This is a genomic window from Escherichia sp. KS167_9B (genome assembly GCF_030295215.1).
Classification (GTDB): Bacteria; Pseudomonadota; Gammaproteobacteria; order Enterobacterales; family Enterobacteriaceae; genus Escherichia; species Escherichia coli_F.
The window spans coordinates 4,311,430-4,333,615 of record NZ_AP025754.1 but is presented as its reverse complement, the minus strand read 5'-3'; the positions used below and the strand labels follow the sequence as shown (position 1 = coordinate 4,333,615).

Below are 22,186 nucleotides of genomic sequence, written 5' to 3'. Positions count from 1 at the left end.
ATGGATCTATTGATTGTTTTAACTTACGTGGCGCTGGCGTGGGCGGTCTTTAAAATCTTCCGCATTCCGGTAAATCAGTGGACGCTGGCGACGGCGGCGCTGGGAGGCGTGTTTCTGGTGAGTGGTTTGATTTTGTTGATGAACTACAACCACCCTTACACTTTTACCGCACAGAAAGCGGTGATTGCTATTCCCATCACGCCACAGGTGACGGGGATCGTGACTGAAGTCACTGACAAGAATAATCAGCTCATTCAGAAGGGCGAGGTGCTTTTTAAGCTCGACCCGGTACGTTATCAGGCGCGAGTCGACAGACTTCAGGCTGACCTGATGACGGCGACGCATAATATAAAGACACTGCGCGCGCAGCTCACTGAAGCGCAAGCCAATACCACCCAGGTTTCAGCGGAGCGTGACCGCTTGTTTAAAAATTATCAACGTTACCTGAAAGGCAGCCAAGCGGCGGTAAATCCGTTCTCAGAACGTGATATCGACGATGCGCGGCAGAATTTTCTCGCGCAGGATGCGCTGGTGAAAGGCTCGGTGGCGGAACAGGCGCAAATCCAGAGCCAGCTCGACAGTATGGTTAACGGTGAGCAGTCGCAGATTGTCAGCTTAAGGGCGCAGCTTACCGAAGCGAAATATAACCTTGAGCAGACCGTCATTCGCGCGCCGAGCAATGGCTACGTCACTCAGGTGCTGATCCGCCCAGGTACATACGCAGCTGCCTTGCCGTTGCGTCCGGTAATGGTTTTCATCCCTGAGCAAAAACGGCAAATTGTCGCCCAATTTCGGCAAAACTCGCTGTTACGTCTGAAACCCGGCGATGATGCGGAAGTGGTGTTTAACGCGCTACCTGGGCAGGTGTTCCACGGCAAACTGACTAGTATTTTACCTGTCGTGCCAGGCGGTTCGTATCAGGCGCAAGGGGTATTGCAATCATTAACGGTCGTGCCCGGCACGGACGGTGTGCTGGGAACCATTGAACTGGACCCTAACGATGATATCGATGCTTTACCCGACGGCATCTACGCCCAGGTGGCAGTTTACTCCGACCATTTCAGCCATGTTTCGGTGATGCGGAAGGTGCTGCTAAGAATGACCAGTTGGATGCATTATCTTTATTTGGATCATTGAGACTTGTATCACCTGTGTTTTGCGCGAGCCTGAGCCATACTGATATTTTTCCTCGCACAAAGGACTCGGCATGAAACTCGTCGGTAGCTACACCAGCCCGTTTGTACGCAAACTTTCTATTCTGTTGTTAGAAAAGGGCATAACTTTCGAATTTATTAATGAACTGCCCTATAACGCGGACAACGGCGTGGCGCAATTTAACCCGTTAGGGAAAGTGCCGGTGCTGGTGACTGAAGAGGGCGAATGTTGGTTTGATTCGCCGATCATCGCTGAATATATTGAATTAATGAATGTCGCTCCGGCGATGTTGCCGCGCGATCCGCTGGAGTCGTTGCGAGTGCGCAAAATTGAGGCGCTGGCGGATGGCATTATGGATGCCGGGCTGGTATCGGTGCGTGAACAGGCACGTCCGGCGGCGCAGCAGTCTGAAGATGAATTGTTACGCCAGCGGGAGAAAATCAACCGCAGTCTGGATGTGCTGGAAGGATATCTGGTCGATGGCACGCTCAAAACCGATACGGTCAATCTGGCGACTATCGCCATTGCCTGTGCCGTCGGATATCTCAATTTCCGCCGCGTTGCGCCAGGCTGGTGTGTCGACCGCCCACACTTAGTCAAACTGGTCGAAAACCTGTTTAGCCGCGAAAGTTTTGCTCGCACCGAACCGCCAAAGGCTTGATGCGCGATATGTCCTCCTGACCCATCTCACGTTACAATCCGTGGTTATGTTAAACGCCCTTCTCCGTGTGAGAGGGCCTTGATCAACCAGGTTTCCTATGACAACCGAAACGCGTTCCCTCTATAGTCAACTTCCGGCTATTGATCGCTTATTGCGCGATAGCTCCTTCCTTTCTTTGCGTGATACTTATGGTCACACCCGCGTGGTGGAATTGCTGCGTCAGATGCTTGACGAAGCGCGAGAAGTGATTCGTGACAACCAGACGCTACCCGCGTGGTGTGAAAACTGGGCGCAAGAAGTTGATGCCCGGTTGACGAAAGAGGCGCAAAGCGCGCTGCGTCCGGTGATCAACCTGACGGGAACCGTGCTGCATACCAACCTTGGGCGAGCTTTACAGGCGGAAGCCGCGGTGGAGGCTGTTGCGCAGGCTATGCGTTCGCCAGTAACCCTCGAATACGATCTGGATGACGCCGGACGCGGACATCGCGATCGGGCGCTGGCGCAGCTGCTGTGCCGTATTACGGGGGCGGAAGATGCCTGTATCGTTAATAACAATGCGGCGGCGGTCTTGTTGATGTTGGCGGCCATTGCCAGCGGGAAAGAGGTGGTGGTTTCTCGCGGCGAACTGGTGGAGATTGGCGGTGCGTTTCGTATTCCCGATGTTATGCGCCAGGCAGGCTGCACACTACACGAAGTGGGGACCACCAACCGCACGCACACTAATGATTATCGTCAGGCGGTGAATGAAAATACCGCTCTGTTGATGAAAGTACATACCAGTAACTACAGCATTCAGGGGTTCACCAAAGCGATAGATGAAGCTGAACTGGTGGCGCTCGGCAAAGAGCTGGATGTTCCCGTAGTGACTGACTTAGGCAGCGGCTCGCTGGTCGATCTTAGCCAGTACGGTTTGCCGAAAGAGCCAATGCCGCAGGAGTTGATTGCGGCGGGCGTCAGTCTGGTGAGCTTCTCCGGCGACAAGCTGTTAGGCGGACCGCAGGCAGGAATTATTGTTGGTAAAAAAGAGATGATTGCCCGCCTGCAAAGCCATCCGCTGAAGCGTGCATTACGCGCGGATAAAATGACCCTCGCGGCGCTGGAAGCCACGTTGCGTCTTTATTTACACCCTGAAGCTTTGAGTGAAAAATTACCGACTCTGCGTCTGCTTACCCGCAGCGCAGAGGTCATTCAAATCCAGGCACAACGTTTACAGGCCCCCCTTGCCGCACATTACGGCGCGGAGTTTGCGGTACAGGTTATGCCATGTCTTTCGCAGATTGGCAGTGGTTCGCTGCCGGTTGATCGCCTGCCGAGCGCGGCATTAACGTTTACACCCCATGATGGACGCGGTAGCCACCTTGAGTCATTAGCCGCCCGCTGGCGTGAATTACCAGTGCCGGTGATTGGTCGTATTTATGACGGACGATTGTGGCTGGATTTACGCTGCCTTGAAGATGAGCAACGGTTTTTGGAGATGTTGTTGAAATGATTATTGCGACTGCCGGACACGTTGACCACGGCAAAACAACCTTATTGCAGGCGATTACTGGCGTAAATGCCGACCGTCTGCCGGAAGAAAAAAAGCGCGGCATGACCATCGATCTCGGCTATGCCTACTGGCCGCAGCCGGATGGTCGTGTTCCGGGTTTTATCGACGTTCCCGGTCATGAAAAGTTTCTTTCCAACATGCTGGCGGGCGTCGGGGGTATCGATCACGCGCTGTTGGTGGTGGCGTGCGATGACGGCGTGATGGCACAGACTCGTGAGCATCTGGCGATTTTGCAGCTGACCGGTAACCCGATGCTGACAGTGGCGCTGACCAAAGCCGATCGCGTGGACGAAGCGCGTGTTGATGAGGTTGAACGCCAGGTAAAGGAGGTGCTGCGGGAATACGGTTTTGCTGAGGCAAAACTGTTTATCACCGCAGCAACCGAAGGCCGGGGAATTGATGCCCTGCGCGAGCATCTGCTTCAGTTACCAGAACGTGAACACGCCAGCCAACATAGCTTCCGCCTCGCTATCGACCGTGCTTTTACCGTAAAAGGTGCCGGGCTGGTCGTCACCGGTACGGCGTTAAGTGGGGAAGTGAAGGTAGGCGATTCACTCTGGCTGACTGGTGTAAATAAACCGATGCGCGTGCGTGCGCTGCATGCGCAAAATCAGCCAACAAATGCAGCTCATGCCGGGCAGCGTATTGCGCTTAACATCGCGGGTGATGCGGAAAAAGAACAGATTAACCGTGGGGACTGGTTGCTTGCCGATGCGCCGCCGGAGCCGTTTACGCGGGTGATAGTCGAGCTTCAAACTCATACACCGTTGACCCAGTGGCAGCCGCTGCATATTCACCACGCCGCCAGCCACGTTACGGGACGCGTTTCGCTGCTGGAAGATAACCTTGCCGAGTTGGTGTTCGACACGCCGCTGTGGCTGGCAGATAACGATCGCTTAGTGCTACGCGATATCTCGGCCCGCAACACGCTGGCGGGGGCGCGCGTGGTGATGCTTAACCCGCCGCGTCGCGGTAAACGTAAGCCGGAATATCTGCAATGGCTGGAGTCTCTTGCACAGGCGCAGAGCGATGCCGATGCGTTAGCTATTCATCTGGAACGCGGAGCGGTTAACCTTGCTGATTTCGCTTGGGCGCGCCAGCTCAACGGCGAAGGGATGCGTGAACTGCTGCAGCAACCGGGCTATATTCAGGCCGGTTACAGCTTGCTGAATGCACCGGTTGCCGCTCGTTGGCAGCGTAAAATTCTCGATACCCTGGCGACTTATCATGAGCAGCATCGCGATGAACCAGGTCCTGGGCGCGAGCGTCTGCGGCGCATGGCGTTGCCAATGGAAGATGAAGCGCTGGTGCTGTTGCTGATTGAAAAGATGCGCGAAAGCGGCGACATCCTCAGTCATCACGGTTGGCTGCATCTGCCGGATCATAAAGCGGGCTTCAGCGAAGAGCAGCAGGCCATCTGGCAAAAAGCGGAGCCGCTGTTTGGTGACGAGCCGTGGTGGGTGCGTGACCTGGCAAAAGAGACGGGAACCGACGAGCAGGCAATGCGTTTGACGCTACGCCAGGCGGCGCAGCAGGGGATAATTACCGCGATCGTTAAAGATCGTTATTACCGTAACGATCGGATTGTCGAGTTTGCCAATATGATCCGCGATCTCGATCAGGAATGTGGTTCAACCTGCGCGGCGGATTTCCGCGATCGCTTAGGCGTAGGCCGAAAGCTGGCAATTCAAATCCTGGAATATTTTGACCGCATTGGCTTTACGCGGCGTCGTGGAAATGATCATTTATTGCGCGACGCATTATTATTTCCGGAAAAATAAGGGAATGATTAATTCATAATAAATATGAATTAATACAAAGTTCTTATTAATGTTAAGGAAGCACGTTATTTGATGAATGTAACGTGCTTTTTATTAAAAATATTTTAATAAACGGTAATGTTGATCATATTTTCAAATGAAAATCCTCAGTAAGCTGCCGGCCCTTTTTTACTCTTTCAGGAGTGTATTATGGCAGCTTCAACCTTTTTTATTCCTTCCGTGAATGTTATCGGCGCTGATTCATTGAATGATGCAATGAATATGATGGCAGATTATGGATTTACCCGTACCTTAATTGTCACCGACAATATGTTAACGAAATTGGGTATGGCGGGTGATGTGCAAAAAGCACTGGAAGAACGCAATATTTTTAGCGTTATTTATGATGGCACCCAACCTAACCCCACCACGGAAAACGTCGCTGCAGGTTTGAAATTACTTAAAGAAAATAATTGCGATAGCGTGATTTCCTTAGGCGGTGGTTCTCCACACGACTGCGCAAAAGGTATTGCGCTGGTTGCAGCCAACGGCGGTGACATCCGCGATTATGAAGGCGTTGACCGCTCTGCAAAACCGCAGTTGCCGATGATCGCCATCAACACCACGGCGGGTACGGCATCAGAAATGACCCGTTTTTGCATCATCACCGATGAAGCACGTCACATCAAAATGGCGATTGTGGATAAGCACGTCACTCCGCTGCTTTCTGTCAATGACTCCTCGCTGATGATCGGTATGCCGAAGTCACTGACCGCTGCAACGGGTATGGATGCCTTAACGCACGCTATCGAAGCGTATGTGTCTATTGCCGCCACGCCGATCACCGACGCTTGCGCACTGAAAGCGGTGACTATGATTGCCGAAAACCTGCCCTTAGCCGTTGAAGATGGCAGCAATGAGAAAGCGCGCGAAGCAATGGCTTACGCTCAGTTCCTCGCGGGTATGGCGTTCAACAATGCGTCTCTGGGTTATGTTCATGCGATGGCGCACCAGTTAGGTGGTTTCTACAATCTGCCGCACGGTGTATGTAACGCCGTTCTGCTGCCGCACGTTCAGGTATTCAACAGTAAAGTCGCTGCTGCACGTTTGCGTGACTGCGCTGCCGCGATGGGTGTTAACGTGACAGGTAAAAACGACGCGGAAGGTGCAGAAGCCTGCATCAATGCCATCCGTGAACTGGCGAAGAAAGTGAATATCCCGGCAGGCTTGCGTGACCTGAACGTGAAAGAAGAAGATTTCGCGGTACTTGCGACCAATGCCCTGAAAGATGCCTGCGGCTTTACTAACCCGATTCAGGCAACTCACGAAGAAATTGTGGCGATTTATCGCGCGGCGATGTAATCATCATTCCCACAATGGCTGGCTAATTGTCAGCCATTTTTTCAACTCTCTCAAAATTTGCGATTTTTGAGAGAGTTTTAGTTATCTCTGTAATCCTTGCCCGTAAATTCGTGATAGCCGTCGTAAAGCTATCACCAGCTGGCGAAGATTTCGCCAGTCACGTCTACCCTTGTTATACCTCACACCGCAAGGAGACGATCATGACCAATAATCCCCCTTCAGCACAGATTAAGCCCGGCGAGTATGGTTTCCCCCTCAAGTTAAAAGCCCGCTACGACAACTTTATTGGCGGCGAATGGGTAGCCCCTGCCGACGGCGAGTATTACCAGAACCTGACGCCGGTGACCGGGCAGCTACTGTGCGAAGTGGCGTCTTCGGGCAAACGAGACATCGATCTGGCGCTGGATGCTGCGCATAAAGTGAAAGATAAATGGGCGCATACTTCGGTGCAGGATCGCGCGGCGATTCTGTTTAAGATTGCCGATCGAATGGAGCAGAACCTCGAACTTTTAGCGACGGCTGAAACCTGGGATAACGGCAAACCCATTCGCGAAACCAGTGCTGCTGATGTACCGCTGGCGATTGACCACTTCCGCTATTTCGCCTCGTGTATTCGGGCGCAGGAAGGCGGTATTAGCGAAGTGGATAGCGAAACCGTGGCTTATCACTTCCACGAACCGTTAGGCGTGGTGGGGCAGATTATCCCGTGGAACTTCCCGCTGTTGATGGCGAGCTGGAAAATGGCTCCCGCGCTGGCGGCGGGCAACTGTGTGGTGCTGAAACCCGCACGTCTTACCCCGCTTTCTGTACTGCTGCTAATGGAAATCGTTGGTGATTTACTGCCGCCGGGCGTGGTGAACGTGGTTAACGGTGCTGGTGGGGAAATTGGCGAATATCTGGCGACCTCGAAACGCATCGCTAAAGTGGCGTTTACCGGCTCAACGGAAGTGGGCCAACAAATTATGCAATACGCTACGCAAAACATTATTCCGGTGACGCTGGAGCTGGGCGGCAAATCGCCAAATATCTTCTTTGCTGATGTGATGGATGAAGAAGATGCCTTTTTCGATAAAGCGCTGGAAGGCTTTGCACTGTTTGCCTTTAACCAGGGCGAAGTTTGCACCTGTCCAAGCCGTGCTTTAGTGCAGGAGTCTATCTACGAACGCTTTATGGAACGCGCCATCCGCCGTGTCGAAAGCATTCGTAGCGGTAACCCGCTCGACAGCGTGACGCAAATGGGCGCGCAGGTTTCTCACGGGCAATTGGAAACCATCCTTAACTACATTGATATCGGTAAAAAAGAGGGCGCAGACGTGCTCACCGGTGGGCGGCGCAAGCTGCTGGAAGGCGAACTGAAAGACGGCTACTACCTCGAACCGACGATTCTGTTTGGTCAGAACAATATGCGCGTGTTCCAGGAAGAAATTTTTGGTCCGGTGCTGGCGGTAACCACCTTCAAAACGATGGATGAGGCGCTGGAGCTGGCGAACGACACGCAATATGGTCTGGGGGCTGGTGTCTGGAGCCGCAACGGTAATCTGGCCTATAAGATGGGGCGCGGCATTCAGGCCGGGCGAGTGTGGACCAACTGTTATCACGCTTACCCGGCACATGCGGCGTTTGGTGGCTATAAGCAGTCGGGTATCGGGCGCGAAACCCATAAGATGATGCTTGAGCATTACCAGCAAACCAAGTGCCTGCTGGTGAGCTACTCAGATAAACCGTTGGGGCTGTTCTGATGTAAGAAGCTGGTCGCATCGGGTATTCATTGCCTGATGCGACGCTTTCGCGTTTTACCAATTCAAATGTCTACGTCTTGAATGACTGAATATTGATTGAACTTAATTACGAGTCTCCTCGCATCTTTTCAACAAGTTACTGCACACCGTTATTCTTCTTCCGAACGGCATTCCTGAGTCAACTTTATCTCCCTGACGGCCCATATAAATCGCGCTATCGTGATTGTTATTGCTAAGTGTGTGTGTATCGTGTGTATAATCATGGAAGGGCAGGGATGTGAAAAGTGCAGACGTGATCGCCATCCTGAAGCAGCATGGCTGGGAACATATTCGAACCCGTGGTAGTCATCATCAGTTCCGCCACCCTGTCCATCCGGGTCTGGTGACGGTTCCGCACCCTAAAAAAGATATTAAGCCCGGTACGCTGGCGCAAATTGGGCGTCAGGCTGGTTTAACATTTTAAAATTTCAGGAGGCAATATGTTTTATCCCGCCTATATCCACAGTGATCCTGACGGCAGCGCCAGCGGTTTTTTCCCTGATGTTCCAGGCTGTTATTTTGCTGGTGATACGCTGGACAACGCTTTCCAGGATGCGCGAAGTGCACTGGTCGCGCACTTCGAAACCTTATGCGAGATGAATGAAGAGTTGCCGCTTCCAGGCTCTGTGGAAACACATCTGGTCCAGCGTGCGCAGGACTTTATTGGCGGGCAATGGTTGCTGGTGGATATCAATATGAATCAGTTCGAAGGTCGGGCTGAACGTATCAATATTACGATGCCGAAAAGATTACTGAACAAGATTGATACCTACGTGCGCAATAACCCAGACTACGCCAACAGAAGTGCGTTTCTGGCGGAAGCTGCCCGGCGTGTATTGCCGGGCGTTTAATCTCGCGTTTCGATGGTGAGCGGGCGGACCAGGCTGTACAGCCACAGACCAAAACAAGCGATGGTGCCAATCACCACGGTGAGGAACACACTGACTGACAGGCCTGCAAGCAATCCCGCAGGCAGGGCCAGCAGGCCGTGGATCACGGTGTCGTTCCATCTCACCTGATCGTAGCCAAACATGCCTAAAACGCCGCAAACCAGACCGTAAATCACCATTGGTGTTCCGAGGCCAATCAGCAATAAACGGTAGATAATTGAAGGTTTAATACGCTTTATCTGTACTGTGGATGTTTTACTGGGGTTATTCATTAGTTTGGTCAATAGTTCCATTATTTCAATATGATAAACCTCGACCTGTTGAAAAGCCAGGTAGCACACTTCAGAAAGTATATAAAAAACAATATGTCGTTATATAAATAAGGAAATTGCACTGCATCATGGCATTTCATAATATGCGTTAATTGTTCTTTTTTATATTCTCTGAGGGAAATATGTTCCTGGACTATTTTGCACTGGGAGTGCTTATTTTTGTATTTCTGGTGATATTCTATGGGATTATTATTTTACATGATATTCCCTACCTGATTGCTAAAAAACGTAATCATCCTCATGCCGACGCCATTCATGTTGCTGGTTGGGTGAGTCTTTTTACGCTGCATGTTATCTGGCCATTTTTGTGGATTTGGGCCACGCTTTACCGCCCGGAGCGGGGATGGGGAATGCAAAACCATGACTCCTCCGTTGTGCAACTACAACAGCGTATTGCCGGGCTGGAGAAACAGCTCGCCGACATCAAATCCTCTTCTGCCGAGTAATACTTATGGATTTACTGATTATTTTGACCTATGTGGCTTTCGCATGGGCAATGTTTAAGATCTTCAAAATTCCTGTAAATAAATGGACCATTCCCACCGCGGCCCTGGGTGGCATATTTATTGTCAGCGGTCTAATTCTGTTAATGAACTATAACCATCCGTATACCTTTAAAGCGCAAAAAGCGGTTATTTCTATTCCTGTTGTCCCGCAGGTGACAGGCGTGGTGATCGAAGTGACGGACAAGAAAAATACGCTGATTAAAAAAGGTGAGGTGCTATTTCGACTGGACCCGACGCGTTATCAGGCGCGGGTGGATCGGCTGATGGCGGATATCGTTACCGCAGAACATAAACAGCGGGCGTTGGGCGCAGAGTTAGATGAGATGGCGGCGAATACTCAGCAGGCAAAGGCCACGCGGGATAAATTCGCTAAAGAGTACCAGCGTTACGCACGCGGCAGCCAGGCGAAAGTAAACCCGTTTTCAGAACGCGATATTGATGTGGCGCGGCAAAATTATCTGGCGCAGGAAGCCTCCGTAAAGTCATCGGCGGCGGAACAAAAACAGATCCAGAGCCAGCTGGATAGCCTGGTGTTGGGTGAACATTCTCAAATCGCCAGCCTGAAAGCGCAGCTCGCGGAAGCAAAATATAACCTTGAGCAGACGATAGTGCGTGCGCCGAGCGATGGTTATGTGACCCAAGTGCTGATTCGTCCGGGTACCTATGCCGCATCGCTGCCGCTACGTCCTGTGATGGTGTTTATACCCGATCAGAAACGACAAATTGTGGCGCAGTTCCGTCAGAACTCCTTGCTGCGACTGGCTCCCGGCGATGATGCGGAAGTGGTGTTTAATGCTCTGCCAGGTAAGGTATTCAGCGGTAAGCTGGCAGCCATTAGCCCAGCTGTTCCCGGCGGAGCTTATCAGTCGACCGGCACCTTACAGACGTTAAACACAGCACCGGGTTCAGATGGCGTTATCGCGACCATTGAACTGGATGAGCACACTGAGTTGAGCGCTTTACCAGACGGTATTTACGCCCAGGTGGCGGTTTACTCTGATCATTTCAGCCATGTCTCGGTGATGCGCAAAGTGCTGTTACGCATGACCAGTTGGGTGCATTACCTTTATCTCGATCATTAATCTTCGCTTTCCGCCGCTTGTTCAGGCCGCAGTTGCTGCGACTGAGCAAGCTGGTGGCGAATTTCACGCAGCATTTCATCCAGCACATACTGGACCCGCCAGGGCTGGTATTCCCGTTTACGGAAGATAGCCACCAGATCCAGCCACCATTCATACGGTTGCTGAAAGCAGGGCACCAGCGTGCCGTCTTGCAGGTCGCTCTGCACACTTTTGTCTGGCGCAAACACAATCCCCAGGTGATTTCGTGCCAGCTCCAGCACCGATTGCGTGTTGTCGCAAACGTAATTTCCCTTCACGCGATAATCCCGCACCTCTTTACTCCCGGCGACGTTGAAGCGCCAGATATTCGCGTCGTCGATCATCATCGAGTCGATCAAAATACAGGAGTGATGTTCGAGTTCGTCAGGACGGCTAATGGGATGTTTCTCAAGATAGCGCTGACTGGCATAAGCGGTTACGGCATATTGCGTAATAAAACTGGCAACCAGCGATTCATCTTTTGGTGGAGCATAGCTGATTAAAACATCACAATCATCGGGAAATTCGACACCTTCATAAAAGGCATTACGCTCAAGATTGCAGGTTTTTAGCGATAAGGTGATATCACCGATATCTTTAATTTTATCGATAACATGTTTGGATAAATAGGTAATTATGCCGGTTGGGGCGTAGATGGTGACCCGACCACGTTTCTCATGCTTATAATCTGCAATAAAATTATTAAGTTGCTCGTTTCTGTCCAGCATGTCGTTGATGTACGGTAACAGCGCGGTACCAAAAGGTGTGAGCATCAGCTGCCGGGTGGTTCGGTCAAAGACTTTTAAACCTACTTTTGATTCAAAATCAGCAAGATATTTGCTGACGTTGGCCTGTGCGAATCCAAGTACAGTCGCGGCATGGCTGATATTTTCACTGGCAGCGATTACCGAGATAATTTTTAACTCCCGGTACTTAAGTTGTAATTTTGTCATCGCAACAGCCCAATTATATATAATTTTATATATTACTATATAAATATGAATCTTGCACCGGAGAAATTGTAAGCATTATTATGCCGACTCTTTTTTATCTTATTTTAAAATGGAATACCGGACATGTTAATTAACCGCAATATTGTAGCGTTATTTACGTTGCCTTTTATGGCAAGCGCTACTGCTTCTGAATTATCCATTGGTGCTGGTGCAGCTTATAATGAATCGCCTTATCGTGGTTATAATGAAAATACAAAGGCAATTCCGCTGATTAGTTATGAAGGTGATTCTTTTTATGTTCGTCAGACCACGTTAGGTTTTATTCTGTCGCAAAGTGAAAAAAATGAACTTAGCCTGACCGCATCCTGGATGCCGCTGGAATTTGACCCTGCAGATAATGACGATCATGCCATGCAACAGCTTGATAAGCGTGATAGTACGGCTATGGCGGGGGTTGCCTGGTATCACCACGAGCGTTGGGGAACCGTGAAAGCCTCTGCGGCTGCGGACGTTCTGGATAACAGCAACGGCTGGGTGGGGGAGCTATCGGTATTTCACAAAATGCAGATAGGTCGCCTGTCGCTGACACCTGCACTGGGCGTTCTCTATTATGACGAGAATTTCAGTGACTATTACTATGGCATTTCAGAGAGTGAGTCCCGTCGTAGCGGTCTGGCAAGTTATTCCGCGCAGGATGCTTGGGTGCCCTATGTCAGCCTGACGGCAAAATACCCGATAGGAGAGCACATCGTATTGATGGCGAGTGCCGGATACAGCGAGCTGCCGGAAGAGATTACCGACAGCCCGATGATTGATCGTAATGAGAGTTTTACCTTTGTCACCGGCGTGAGCTGGCGTTTTTAATTTACCGGTGGATGTCGGTGCGGCTGGCCTACGCTCTCGCACTGACCTTCAGGCTTGATAAGACGCGTTAAGCGTCGCATCAGGCAATGTGCACCCTACGTTGGATGCGGCGCGAGCGCCTTATCCAACCTACGGATGGCAATGCTTTTCCTCATTCACCCAGATCCGCATTTCGCCTTCACCCCGGTTAGCCCAGCTAAACCACGGGATAAATGTCAGAGTTTGCGGCTGGCGTTTGGCTGGCGCGCTGTCGTAATGCCACAGCGGTTGCTGCTCTGGATAGCTCTGTTCATACCGGTAACCCGGTGCCTGGATTAAGATCTTATGGCTGAACAATCCCTTACCTTCAAATGTCGTAAATGGCGCATCGGTGGGCAGCCACAGATTATGCAGTGACTCGCCGTTGTCGGCCTGTTCCAGGCAATACACCAGCGGGCCGCGCTGAATCGCCACTTTTCCGGCGACGTGACGCACCAGCGGGTTACCGTAAACGCGACGTACCGGCATTGGCAACGTCAGATTCAGCGTGTCGCCCTCCTGCCATTCGCGGGTAATGTGCAAATACCCTTTACGAATATCCTGCTCGACCTCTTCCCCATTCAATGTAATCTGCGGCTGTGTGCACCAGTCCGGCAGACGTAAAGCCAGCGTATGACGCACCGGCTGGGGCGATTCAACCGCAATTGTCACCTGTTCCTGCCACGGATAGTTTCCGCTAACCCGCAGACGCAGCGTGCCATTTTCTACCGGCACTTCCATGCTGTTTCCTGCGTAGATGTTGATATACAACGCATCTTCACGCGGCGTGTAGAGATAATGACCAATCGAGGTTAGCACGCGGGCGATATTTGGCGGACAACAAGCGCAACCAAACCAACGCTGGCGGATCGGCTTAACGTGATCGTAGATATGGTTGAATTTCAGCGATTTTGGATGTACTTCCAGCGGATTCACATAGAAGAAATGTTTGCCATCCAGCGCCATGCCGCCGAGCACGGTGTTGTACAGTGCGCGCTCCATCACATCGGCATATTGACTGTCGCCTTCCATTTCCAGCATTCGCCGGGCGAACATCATCAGGCCGATGGAAGCACAGCTTTCGGCGTATACCGTGTCATTCGGCAGATCGTAATCGCTGCTGAACGCTTCGCCGCTGCTTTGTGAGCCAATGCCGCCGGTAATATATAACTGACGCTGGGCCATATTGTTCCACAGCCGCAGGCAGTCCTGACGCTTGCTTTCATCGTGACTTAAACGCGCGAGATGCGCGACGCCGGTCATCAGGTAGACAAAACGTACCGCGTGACCAATGGCGGTTTGCTGCTGTGCGATGGGCAAATGTGCCTGGCTGTAGGCTTTGTCTTTCACCATCCACGCCGGGCCGTAGGTGTGCCAGTGCGAGGTCTGCCCGCGCTTTTCATATTCCTGGTCGTAATAGTGCGGTTGCGCACCACGCTGTTCGACAAAATAGTTCGTCAGCGCCAGGTAGCGCGGCTCTTCGGTCACTTCATACAGGCGCATTAGTGCCAGTTCAATTTCCGGGTGACCAGGATAACCGTGTAACTTACTTTCACCTGGACCAAATACGCTGTCGATATGATCGGCCAGACGGCAAACCACTTCCAGCAAGCGCCGCTTGCCCGTGGCCTGGAAGAAGGCGACTCCGGCTTCAATCAGATGACCGGCGCAGTAAAGTTCATGACACTCCGCCAGATTGCTCCAGCGTTCTTTGGGCGCTTTTACCGTAAAGTAAGTATTGAGATAGCCATCTTCGCACTGGGCGGAAGCGACCAGTTCGATTACCTCGTCAGCAGTTTTTTCCAGTTCGGCATCCGGCTTCTGGCACAGCGACCAGGCTACCGCTTCCAGCCATTTGGCGACGTCGCTGTCCTGAAACACCATCCCGTAAAATTCACCGTCTTGCAGTCCTGCGGCAATGCGAAAGTTTTCAATCGCATGGCTGGGTTCCGCTTCTGGGATACGATCGTTCAAGGCATCCCACTGATAAGGAATCACCACGTCGCGGACCAGTTGTTGGTACTGACCGAGGAACGGATCGCTGACCGTCAGTTTATGCAGATCGACTTCCGAAATGTTCATCTTGTGCTCCTTAAGGCTGTACATGACGCTGACGCAGGTCGCTAGCAATGCGTGACATCATAGGGTTATTGAGTTTGCAAAAGCGGATCGCCATCGCCAGCAGCAGGTGGAACAGCGCAGGCAGCAATGTTTCCATCGCCGCGATCCCGCCAAGCGAACTGGCGGTCTGGTTTTCCACGCCTGGCTGGTAGGCGACAAAAATAAACAGCAGGCTGATGATCCCGGCGCTGGAGGCCCAGGCCAGCTTGATGAAAAACAGATTGAAGGCGAAGTTCATGCCGGAAGAACGTACGCGGGTTTTCCACTCGCCGTAGTCATCGGCAAAGGCCATCAATGAGAAGTGCAATGGCAATGTGAAGCCAAGAATCACGCCATTACCAAGGATCACCGCCAGCCACAGCGTTTGATAAGCCGGGCCAGAAGGCAGGAACCACATCAACACCGCCAGCGCGGCGAGGAGCAGGTTGGTGTAGTAGTAAATTTTGACGGTATCGAAACGTCGCGTTAACGGGCTGACAATCACCGAGCCGATAATGGAGGCGAAGGTGACCATAGTGAAGAACAGCGACGTGTAGCCCGTACTGCCTTGTAAGACGTAGGTAATGAAGTACATATACCCACCGCCGCGAATATTAAAGACGTTAATCAGCAGGAAAGACATGACCAGCATCAGCAGCAGTTGGTCGTTGTTTCGCAGCCCGGCAAGATGTTCGCGCAGGGTAAATTTCCCCATTGTGGAGAGTGGCACCCGTTCACGAACCCAGAAGAAACAGCACAGGAACATCACCACAGCGATGGCGCACAGCACGCCGACGCCCAGTTGATAGCCGCGCGCGGCATTACCCTGACCGAAGAGATCTACCATCCACGGCAAGCCAACCGAAACCAGAAATCCTGCCACGCCGCAGAGAACGAATCGCCAGGACTGGCAGGAGATCACTTCATTGTGGCGGGTGGTCATGGTGTTGATCAGCGCGCAGTACGGCACGTTGATGGCGGTATAACCGACTGAAAGGAGCAGGTAAGTGCCGAACGCCCAGGCGATTTTTACTCCCATGCTGGCATCTGGCACGGTGAACGTCAGGATGCCGATAATGCCGATGGGAATGGCAATCCACAACTGCCACGGACGAAAGCGCCCCCAGCGACTTTGCGTCCGGTCGGCAATGACGCCCATCACCGGGTCGGAGATGGCATCAAACACGCGCAGTGCAATAAACATCGTGCCGACCAGCGCCGGAGTTAAGCCAAAAACGTCGGTGTAGAAAAAGGTGAGAAAGTTCATGATCAGGCAAGTTATTACGGTGCCGCCTGCGTCACCCAGGCCGTAGCCTATTTTTTCCCGTACAGATAACGCATCGTCAATTTTACCTTTAGCGATATCAGCGGTAGTAATCGGTGTAGAGGTCATAGATATTCCTCGTGAATAGGGAGCAATTTTTAGTTTTATTGAAATGACATGATTAATTCTGCCGTGAACGGGAATATCAACAAGGCGAGAAAAGAGTAAAAAAAGGTGACGATTCCGACCTGAATTTAAAAGTGTGAATTGGATCAGGTGAAATTAATGTTTTTTATTAATAATCAAAAGGTAATGTGTTTAATCATTAATGAATAAGCGGGAAATTACATATCAATGCTCGAATTATCCATGACGTTACCGATTAAAGTGCAAAATGGTGGATTATTTATTTCCCGTGGCGTAGGGAGGCATCCGGCAAGGCGGCTGGAGTCATGGGAAATTATCTTTGTCGAAAAAGGTCGATTAGCGATTCAGGAAGAAGAGCGGATATTTCTGGTCGATGCGGGAGAGAGTTTATTACTCTGGCCGAACCGACAGCATGTTGGGGTAGAGGATTTTCCCGCCGATCTCAAATTTTACTGGCTGCATTTTGAGGTTAAAGCGCCGGATAGCGACCCGCGCTGGCTCACTCATCTTAGCGTGCCGCAACAAACGAAGGTTGCCGATCCGCAGGCGCTGGTGGCCCTGTTTCGCCAGTTCTTAAGCGAACAGGAAAAGCATCAACGCACTCCGGCGCTGGAGTTTATTGTGCTGCTGATTTTGCAGCAACTCACCCGTGACGCGCGTCTTGATGAACAGGCCGATGCCGCAGGTACCACGCTTGCCTGGAAAGCGCAGAAACTGATCCGCACGCAATATCATCGCCCGCTTTCCACGGCGCTTTTAGCCCGCGAGCTGTACTGCAATGCCGATTATCTTGGGCGCGTCTATCGGCGGGTGTTTCATCTGACGCTTACAGAAGCAATCCACCGCCAGCGGGTGCGCGAAGCCGAAAAGCTGTTAATTAGCGACGCGCGCTCGCTCACGGAAGTGGCGGCGTTGTGCGGGTTTAATGACGTTGGCTATTTCCGACAGATTTTTCGCAAACACACCGGATTAACGCCAGCTGCGTGGAAGCGACGTTACAGCAAGGAACATATCAATTCGTAGTGTCGGGGCAATGAAGCCCCGGCGTGAGAGATTACTGCCCGTAATAGGCATTGGCCCCATGCTTACGCAGGTAGTGCTTATCCAGCAGTTCGTTTTGCATGGCAGGGAGCTGTGGTGCAAGCTGGCGCGAGAACAGGCCCATATAGGCGCACTCTTCCAGCACTACGGCATTATGCACGGCATCGGCGGCGTTTTTTCCCCAGGCGAACGGGCCGTGAGAATGCACCAGTACCGCCGGGATTTGTGCCGGGTTCAACCCACGCTCTTCGAAGGTTTTAATGATCACTTCGCCGGTCTGGTATTCATACTCGCCGTTGATCTCCTCTACGGTCATCTGTCGCGTGCAGGGGATGGCACCATAGAAATAATCGGCGTGCGTGGTGCCCCAGGCGGGGAGATCCAGCCCGGCCTGTGACCAGATGGTGGCGTGGCGCGAGTGGGTATGCACAATACCGCCAATTTCTGCATAGCGACGATAAAGCGCCAGATGCGTTGGCGTATCGGACGAGGGCTTTTTGCTACCTTCCACCACCTTGCCGCTGGCTATCTCAACCACCACCATATCGTCGGCGGTCATCACGTCGTACTCGACGCCGGAAGGTTTGATTACCATCCATTGCCGCGTCTCGTCTACCGCACTGACATTGCCCCAGGTAAACGTCACCAGATGGTGAGCGGGAAGCGCCAGATTTGCCGCCAGTACGTCGGCTTTCAGTTGTTCTAACATATAAATCCGGCCTCCTGCATACGCGCTTCAATCCAGCGCCGCGCCTGAATAATCTCCAGCACCGGCTCTTTGGCTTTTTCGGTCCACATCTCAATCAGAAATGATCCGCGATAGTTCAGTTCATGCAGCGTTTTGAAGATACCAACGAAATCGACGCAGCCTTCGCCAAACGGCACGTCGCGGAACTGTCCGGGGCTATGATCGGTCACTGGCTGGGTATCTTTCAGGTGGATGGCGGCGATACGGTCAATGCCCAGTTTCAGTTCGGCGGGAACATCATTGCCCCACGCGCTAAGGTTGCCGACGTCCGGGTAAACAGTGAACCACGGCGAAGCGAGTATCTCGTCCCATTTTTTCCATTTGCTGATGGAGTTCATAAACGCGGTATCCATAATCTCCACCGCCAGCATCACCTGCGCGGCGGCTGCCTGTTCAACCGCCCACGCCAGCCCTTCGGCAAAACGTTGCTGCGTGCCTTCGTCATGGGCTTCGTAATAGACGTCGTAGCCCGCCAGTTGAATGGTGCGAATACCGAGATCGCGCGCCAGACGAATTGCTTTACTCATGATCTCCCGTGCTCGCTGGCGTGCCGCGTCGTCACGGCTACCAAAGGGAAAACGACGATGTGCGGACAGGCACATCGACGGGATCCCAACACCCGTTTCGATCATCGCGGCAACCAGCGAAGTCCTTTGTGCGGCGCTCCAGTCAAGGCGCGACAGACGCTCGTCGGTTTCATCCACCGACATTTCGACAAAATCAAAACCGCAGCTTTTTGCCAGCACCAGCCGCTCCGGCCAGGAGAGATCTTTCGCCAGCGCTTTTTCATAAATCCCTAACGGATGATTACGCACGCGCGCCTCCCCAGATAGCGTCGATTTGCGCATGGAAGTCGGCAGCTACCTGTGCCGGATTTGCTGCGCCTGCCAGTGCTCGTCCGGCAATAAATGCCTTCACGCGGATATCTTTAAACAGCGGCAGGTCAGCAGGCGTAATCCCGCCGGTAATGGAAAGCTCAAGGCCGATATCGGAAAGCGCCTTCATGCGTGCCAGATCGGCTTCGCCCCACTGTTGCCCGCTGGCCTGCGCGTCACGACCACGATGATAAATCGCCTGCCGCACGCCAATACGATGCCAGTCGCGGGCGTCGTCCAGCGTCCAGTTACCAAAAAGCTCTATCTGGATTTCACCACCGCAGCGTTGCGCCATAGCGTGGCCTTTTTCCACCGTCGCGAGCGGTGCGGCGCAGATGATGGTCATCCAGTTAGCGCCTGCGCCAAACGCCTGTTGCGCGAGCGTTTCACCAGCATCGGCGACCTTCCAGTCAGCAACGATGATTTTGTCCGGGCACTGTTCGCGCAAGGCTTTCACCGCGCCAAGCCCTTCGTTTAAACAGAGAATAGTGCCTGCTTCGACGATATCGACGCTGTCTTTTAACAGCGCAACGTCGCGCTGTGCGGCTTCAAGTGATGAGTGGTCGAGGGCCAGTTGCAGAAGTGGTCTGCTCATAATGTGTTCTCCTTAACGCGGGCATGAAAGCCCTGTAGTGCGGCAATGAGGTGCTGATAGCGTTGGTATTTTTGTTGGTAAAGCTGATGGGCGGTCATATCCGGTAACAGGGTACGCACCGGGTGCTGTTGATCGCGCTGGGCTTCGCTGAAATCGCGATAAACTCCGGTGCCGACGCGGGCGGCAAGCGCCGCGCCAAAACAGCCCGTTTCTTGCACCTGCGGCAGTTCGATACGCAGTCCGCTAACGTCCGCCAGCATTTGCATCCAGACATCGGAGTGCGCCGGGCCGCCAGTGACGCGCAGGGTGTGCACATCAGTAAAACGTTCGCGCATCCGGTTGAGGTGGGTCATATGGCTGAACACCACGCCTTCATAAATGGCCTGCAACAGGTGTGCGCGGGTGTGAATGGCCTGCATCCCGTAGAAACCGCTGGTCATCTCGAGTCCGGCGTTGCTGCCGTACAGGAACGGCAGGAAAAAGAGATCGCCACCGGCTTTCGGTAAGCTGGCAACAGCCTGGTTGATCTCTGCAAACGAGATTTCTCCCCACTGCGCGGTAAACCATTCGAGATTGCCGGAAGAGGTAGGGCTGGCTTCGTGAACGATAAATTCACCGTCGTTAACGTAGCGGCCATAGACATACGGATGCGCTTCACCGCCACCTAAACCGCTGGTTATGCCGCTGGTCACCGCCCAGGTCCCCATCACCGCATTGAGGGTAAATTCGTCTTCGATTCCGGCGCAGAGTGCGGTAGAAACCACATCAAACAGGCCGCCGACAACGGGCGTACCCGCTTTCAGACCGGTCAGTGCGGCTGTCTGAGCGGTGATTTCCCCGCAGATTTCGGCAGATCCAACAACAGGCGGCAGGGCGTGATTGATTTCACTGATCCCCAGCCAGTCGGTGAGGCACGGGTCATATTCCCCGCGACTCATGTTGTAGAGATTGGATTCGGAAATATTGCTCTCTTCGCAGCCTTTGACACCGGTTAAACACCAGCGCAGGTAGTCGTGCGTCATCATCACGCAGCCAATTTGCGCGTAGCGTTCTGGTTCGTGCTCTTTCAGCCAGCGTAACAGCGACACCGGATGCCCGGTCCACAAGGTTTGTCGGGTCAGCGGGTAGAGTTTTTCCGGGATGCCATCTTCCTGCCAGCGACGAACGATTTCCATCGCCCGGCGGTCCGAGGACAAAATAGCATTCCCGAGCGGCTTGTCGTTTTTATCCAGCAAAAACAAGCCCTTTCCCTGTGCGGAGATACCGATACCGACAATTTGTTCCCCGCTAACACCAGAATGAGTAAGCAGGGCGCGAATGACAGCCATGCAGCATTGCCACAGTTCTGCCATATCGCGCTCTGCCCAGCCTGGCTGCGGGCTTAATGCGCACAGCGGCAGGCGCTGCACGCCTGCCTCCCGTCCTTCGCGGTCATACAGCCCGGCTTTCAGCCAGCTACCGCCACAATCTAACCCCAGCCAGTATTGCGTCATGGTTTATTGCACCTCATCCACGGCTTTCAGCAGCTCAGCGCCCTGCGGAACATCTTTAACAAACATGTCGCGGACCTGAGTACCCAGTGCGTCGCTAAAGGCTTTGCGGTCGAGATCGGTGATGACTTCCACGCCAGCGTCTTTCATGCCGTCGATGATTTTTTGCTGATTTTCGGCGACCAATTTGCGCTGGTAATTACCCGCTTCTTGCGCAGATGAAATTAGCGCTTGCTGGAACTCCGGGCTTAAGCCATCAAATTTCGCTTTGTTGATCACTACCAGAAGCGGGGAATAGGCATGGTGAGTCAGAGATAGGTACTTCTGCACTTCATAAAATTTTGCCGACCAGACGACGTTGATGGGATGTTCCTGAGCGTCGATAGTGCGTGTTTCCAGTCCGGTATAGACTTCGGCAAACGGCATCGGGATAGGGTTAGCGCCAAATACTTTAAATGCGGCGATATTCATCGGGCTGTTGTTGGTGCGGATTTTCAGCCCTTTCAGGTCGCCAGGCGTTTTAACCGGTTGGCGTGAGTTGGTGACATCGCGCCAGCCGTTTTCCCAGTAGGCCAGTACTTTCAGTCCCTTACCTTCAAGGGAGGCCTTAAGTTCATCGCCGACTTTGCCGTCGAGTGTTTTATGCGCGTGGGCGGTATCGCGGAACAGGAAAGGAACATCAAGCAGGTTCATCACAGGTGATAATCCGGCAAAGTTATTCGAGCCAGACATCTCCATATCAATAGTGCCGCCACGCACGCCACTGATCATCGCTTGTGCGTTACCGAGAGTACTGTCCGGGAACAGTTTTAATTTCAGCTCGCCTTTGGTTCTCTCCTGCAATAAATCATTAAATTTTTTCGCCGCAATATGTTGAGAGTCGGTTTGCGATGTTTCATAACCGAAACGTAATGATTGTGTCGCCAGTGAAGATGTACTGAATGCAGCCAGGCCAGCAATGAATAATGCGTAGGTTACAGAACGTAATTTCATAATAT

21 protein-coding genes are annotated in these 22,186 nt (G+C 52.5%); 12 read left to right on the top strand and 9 right to left on the bottom strand.

Annotation, left to right across the window (positions count from 1 at the left end; all coding sequences use genetic code 11):
- From QUE34_RS21700 to QUE34_RS21665, 8 genes are all read left to right on the top strand, one after another.
- A complete protein-coding gene (locus QUE34_RS21700) occupies positions 1 to 1,137 on the top strand; it encodes an HlyD family secretion protein (protein WP_000364939.1) in 1,137 nt (378 codons plus the stop codon).
- A 70-nt stretch (positions 1,138 to 1,207) separates the two neighbouring features.
- Positions 1,208 to 1,816, top strand: coding sequence for a glutathione S-transferase (locus QUE34_RS21695; RefSeq protein WP_000779792.1), 609 nt, complete (start codon positions 1,208 to 1,210; stop codon positions 1,814 to 1,816).
- Between the two features lie 97 nt (positions 1,817 to 1,913).
- Positions 1,914 to 3,305: an L-seryl-tRNA(Sec) selenium transferase gene (gene selA / locus QUE34_RS21690; protein WP_103253769.1), complete on the top strand. Its 1,392-nt coding sequence runs from the start codon at positions 1,914 to 1,916 to the stop codon at positions 3,303 to 3,305.
- Positions 3,302 to 5,146 (top strand): selenocysteine-specific translation elongation factor, encoded by a 1,845-nt coding sequence (gene selB, locus QUE34_RS21685; protein WP_103253770.1) that lies wholly within the window; start codon positions 3,302 to 3,304, stop codon positions 5,144 to 5,146. The genes selA and selB overlap by 4 nt, the downstream gene beginning before the upstream one ends.
- A 189-nt stretch (positions 5,147 to 5,335) precedes the next feature.
- Positions 5,336 to 6,487 (top strand): L-threonine dehydrogenase, encoded by a 1,152-nt coding sequence (gene yiaY, locus QUE34_RS21680; RefSeq protein WP_000741504.1) that lies wholly within the window; start codon positions 5,336 to 5,338, stop codon positions 6,485 to 6,487.
- Between the two features lie 200 nt (positions 6,488 to 6,687).
- Positions 6,688 to 8,226 carry an aldehyde dehydrogenase AldB gene (gene aldB / locus QUE34_RS21675; protein ID WP_000183976.1) on the top strand — a complete coding sequence of 513 codons (1,539 nt, stop codon included), beginning with the start codon at positions 6,688 to 6,690 and terminating at the stop codon, positions 8,224 to 8,226.
- 277 nt (positions 8,227 to 8,503) lie between these two features.
- Positions 8,504 to 8,689, top strand: a complete 186-nt coding sequence (locus tag QUE34_RS21670) for a type II toxin-antitoxin system HicA family toxin (protein ID WP_000833473.1) — start codon at positions 8,504 to 8,506, stop codon at positions 8,687 to 8,689.
- Positions 8,690 to 8,705: 16 nt separating this feature from the next.
- Positions 8,706 to 9,116, top strand: a complete 411-nt coding sequence (locus tag QUE34_RS21665; RefSeq protein ID WP_000499744.1) for a type II toxin-antitoxin system HicB family antitoxin — start codon at positions 8,706 to 8,708, stop codon at positions 9,114 to 9,116.
- On the opposite strand, the gene QUE34_RS21660 is transcribed toward QUE34_RS21665, so the two are convergent.
- Positions 9,113 to 9,427, bottom strand: coding sequence for a hypothetical protein (locus QUE34_RS21660; RefSeq protein WP_001064341.1), 315 nt, complete (start codon positions 9,425 to 9,427; stop codon positions 9,113 to 9,115). The genes QUE34_RS21665 and QUE34_RS21660 overlap by 4 nt on opposite strands.
- A 182-nt stretch (positions 9,428 to 9,609) precedes the next feature.
- Between QUE34_RS21660 and QUE34_RS21655 the strand changes: the two genes are divergently transcribed.
- On the top strand, positions 9,610 to 9,933 hold the full coding sequence (locus QUE34_RS21655; protein ID WP_000478193.1) for a DUF3302 domain-containing protein: 324 nt from the start codon (positions 9,610 to 9,612) through the stop codon (positions 9,931 to 9,933).
- Between the two features lie 5 nt (positions 9,934 to 9,938).
- Entirely contained in the window at positions 9,939 to 11,075 is a 1,137-nt protein-coding gene (locus QUE34_RS21650) for an HlyD family secretion protein (protein WP_000364885.1), read from the top strand.
- Here the strand turns inward: QUE34_RS21650 and QUE34_RS21645 are convergent.
- On the bottom strand, positions 11,072 to 12,046 hold the full coding sequence (locus QUE34_RS21645) for a LysR family transcriptional regulator (RefSeq protein WP_105268600.1): 975 nt from the start codon (positions 12,044 to 12,046) through the stop codon (positions 11,072 to 11,074). The genes QUE34_RS21650 and QUE34_RS21645 overlap by 4 nt on opposite strands.
- A gap of 123 nt (positions 12,047 to 12,169) precedes the next feature.
- On the opposite strand from QUE34_RS21645, the gene QUE34_RS21640 reads away from it, so the two are divergent.
- Entirely contained in the window at positions 12,170 to 12,910 is a 741-nt protein-coding gene (locus tag QUE34_RS21640) for a MipA/OmpV family protein (RefSeq protein WP_000906829.1), read from the top strand.
- Between the two features lie 129 nt (positions 12,911 to 13,039).
- Here the strand turns inward: QUE34_RS21640 and QUE34_RS21635 are convergent, their stop codons facing one another.
- Both QUE34_RS21635 and QUE34_RS21630 read right to left on the bottom strand, forming a co-directional pair.
- Positions 13,040 to 15,010, bottom strand: a complete 1,971-nt coding sequence (locus QUE34_RS21635) for a glycoside hydrolase family 127 protein (RefSeq protein WP_103253771.1) — start codon at positions 15,008 to 15,010, stop codon at positions 13,040 to 13,042.
- A 10-nt stretch (positions 15,011 to 15,020) separates the two neighbouring features.
- On the bottom strand, positions 15,021 to 16,421 hold the full coding sequence (locus QUE34_RS21630) for an MFS transporter (RefSeq protein WP_103253772.1): 1,401 nt from the start codon (positions 16,419 to 16,421) through the stop codon (positions 15,021 to 15,023).
- A 225-nt stretch (positions 16,422 to 16,646) separates the two neighbouring features.
- On the opposite strand from QUE34_RS21630, the gene QUE34_RS21625 reads away from it, so the two are divergent.
- Positions 16,647 to 17,462, top strand: coding sequence for a helix-turn-helix domain-containing protein (locus tag QUE34_RS21625; RefSeq protein WP_000891822.1), 816 nt, complete (start codon positions 16,647 to 16,649; stop codon positions 17,460 to 17,462).
- 31 nt (positions 17,463 to 17,493) lie between these two features.
- Here the strand turns inward: QUE34_RS21625 and araD are convergent, their stop codons facing one another.
- From araD to yiaO, 5 genes are read right to left on the bottom strand one after another with little or no spacing between them, the layout of a single operon-like run.
- Positions 17,494 to 18,189, bottom strand: a complete 696-nt coding sequence (gene araD / locus QUE34_RS21620) for an L-ribulose-5-phosphate 4-epimerase (protein ID WP_103253773.1) — start codon at positions 18,187 to 18,189, stop codon at positions 17,494 to 17,496.
- Positions 18,183 to 19,043: an L-ribulose-5-phosphate 3-epimerase gene (locus QUE34_RS21615; RefSeq protein ID WP_103253774.1), complete on the bottom strand. Its 861-nt coding sequence runs from the start codon at positions 19,041 to 19,043 to the stop codon at positions 18,183 to 18,185. Before QUE34_RS21615 ends, araD begins: the two co-directional genes overlap by 7 nt.
- On the bottom strand, positions 19,036 to 19,698 hold the full coding sequence (gene ulaD, locus QUE34_RS21610) for a 3-keto-L-gulonate-6-phosphate decarboxylase UlaD (RefSeq protein WP_000089465.1): 663 nt from the start codon (positions 19,696 to 19,698) through the stop codon (positions 19,036 to 19,038). Before ulaD ends, QUE34_RS21615 begins: the two co-directional genes overlap by 8 nt.
- A complete protein-coding gene (lyxK, locus tag QUE34_RS21605) occupies positions 19,695 to 21,191 on the bottom strand; it encodes an L-xylulokinase (RefSeq protein WP_103253775.1) in 1,497 nt (498 codons plus the stop codon). Before lyxK ends, ulaD begins: the two co-directional genes overlap by 4 nt.
- A 3-nt stretch (positions 21,192 to 21,194) precedes the next feature.
- The gene (gene yiaO, locus QUE34_RS21600; protein WP_103253776.1) at positions 21,195 to 22,181 is read right to left on the bottom strand and encodes a 2,3-diketo-L-gulonate TRAP transporter substrate-binding protein YiaO; all 987 of its coding nucleotides are present in this window, start codon (positions 22,179 to 22,181) and stop codon (positions 21,195 to 21,197) included.
- Positions 22,182 to 22,186 lie beyond the last annotated feature (5 nt).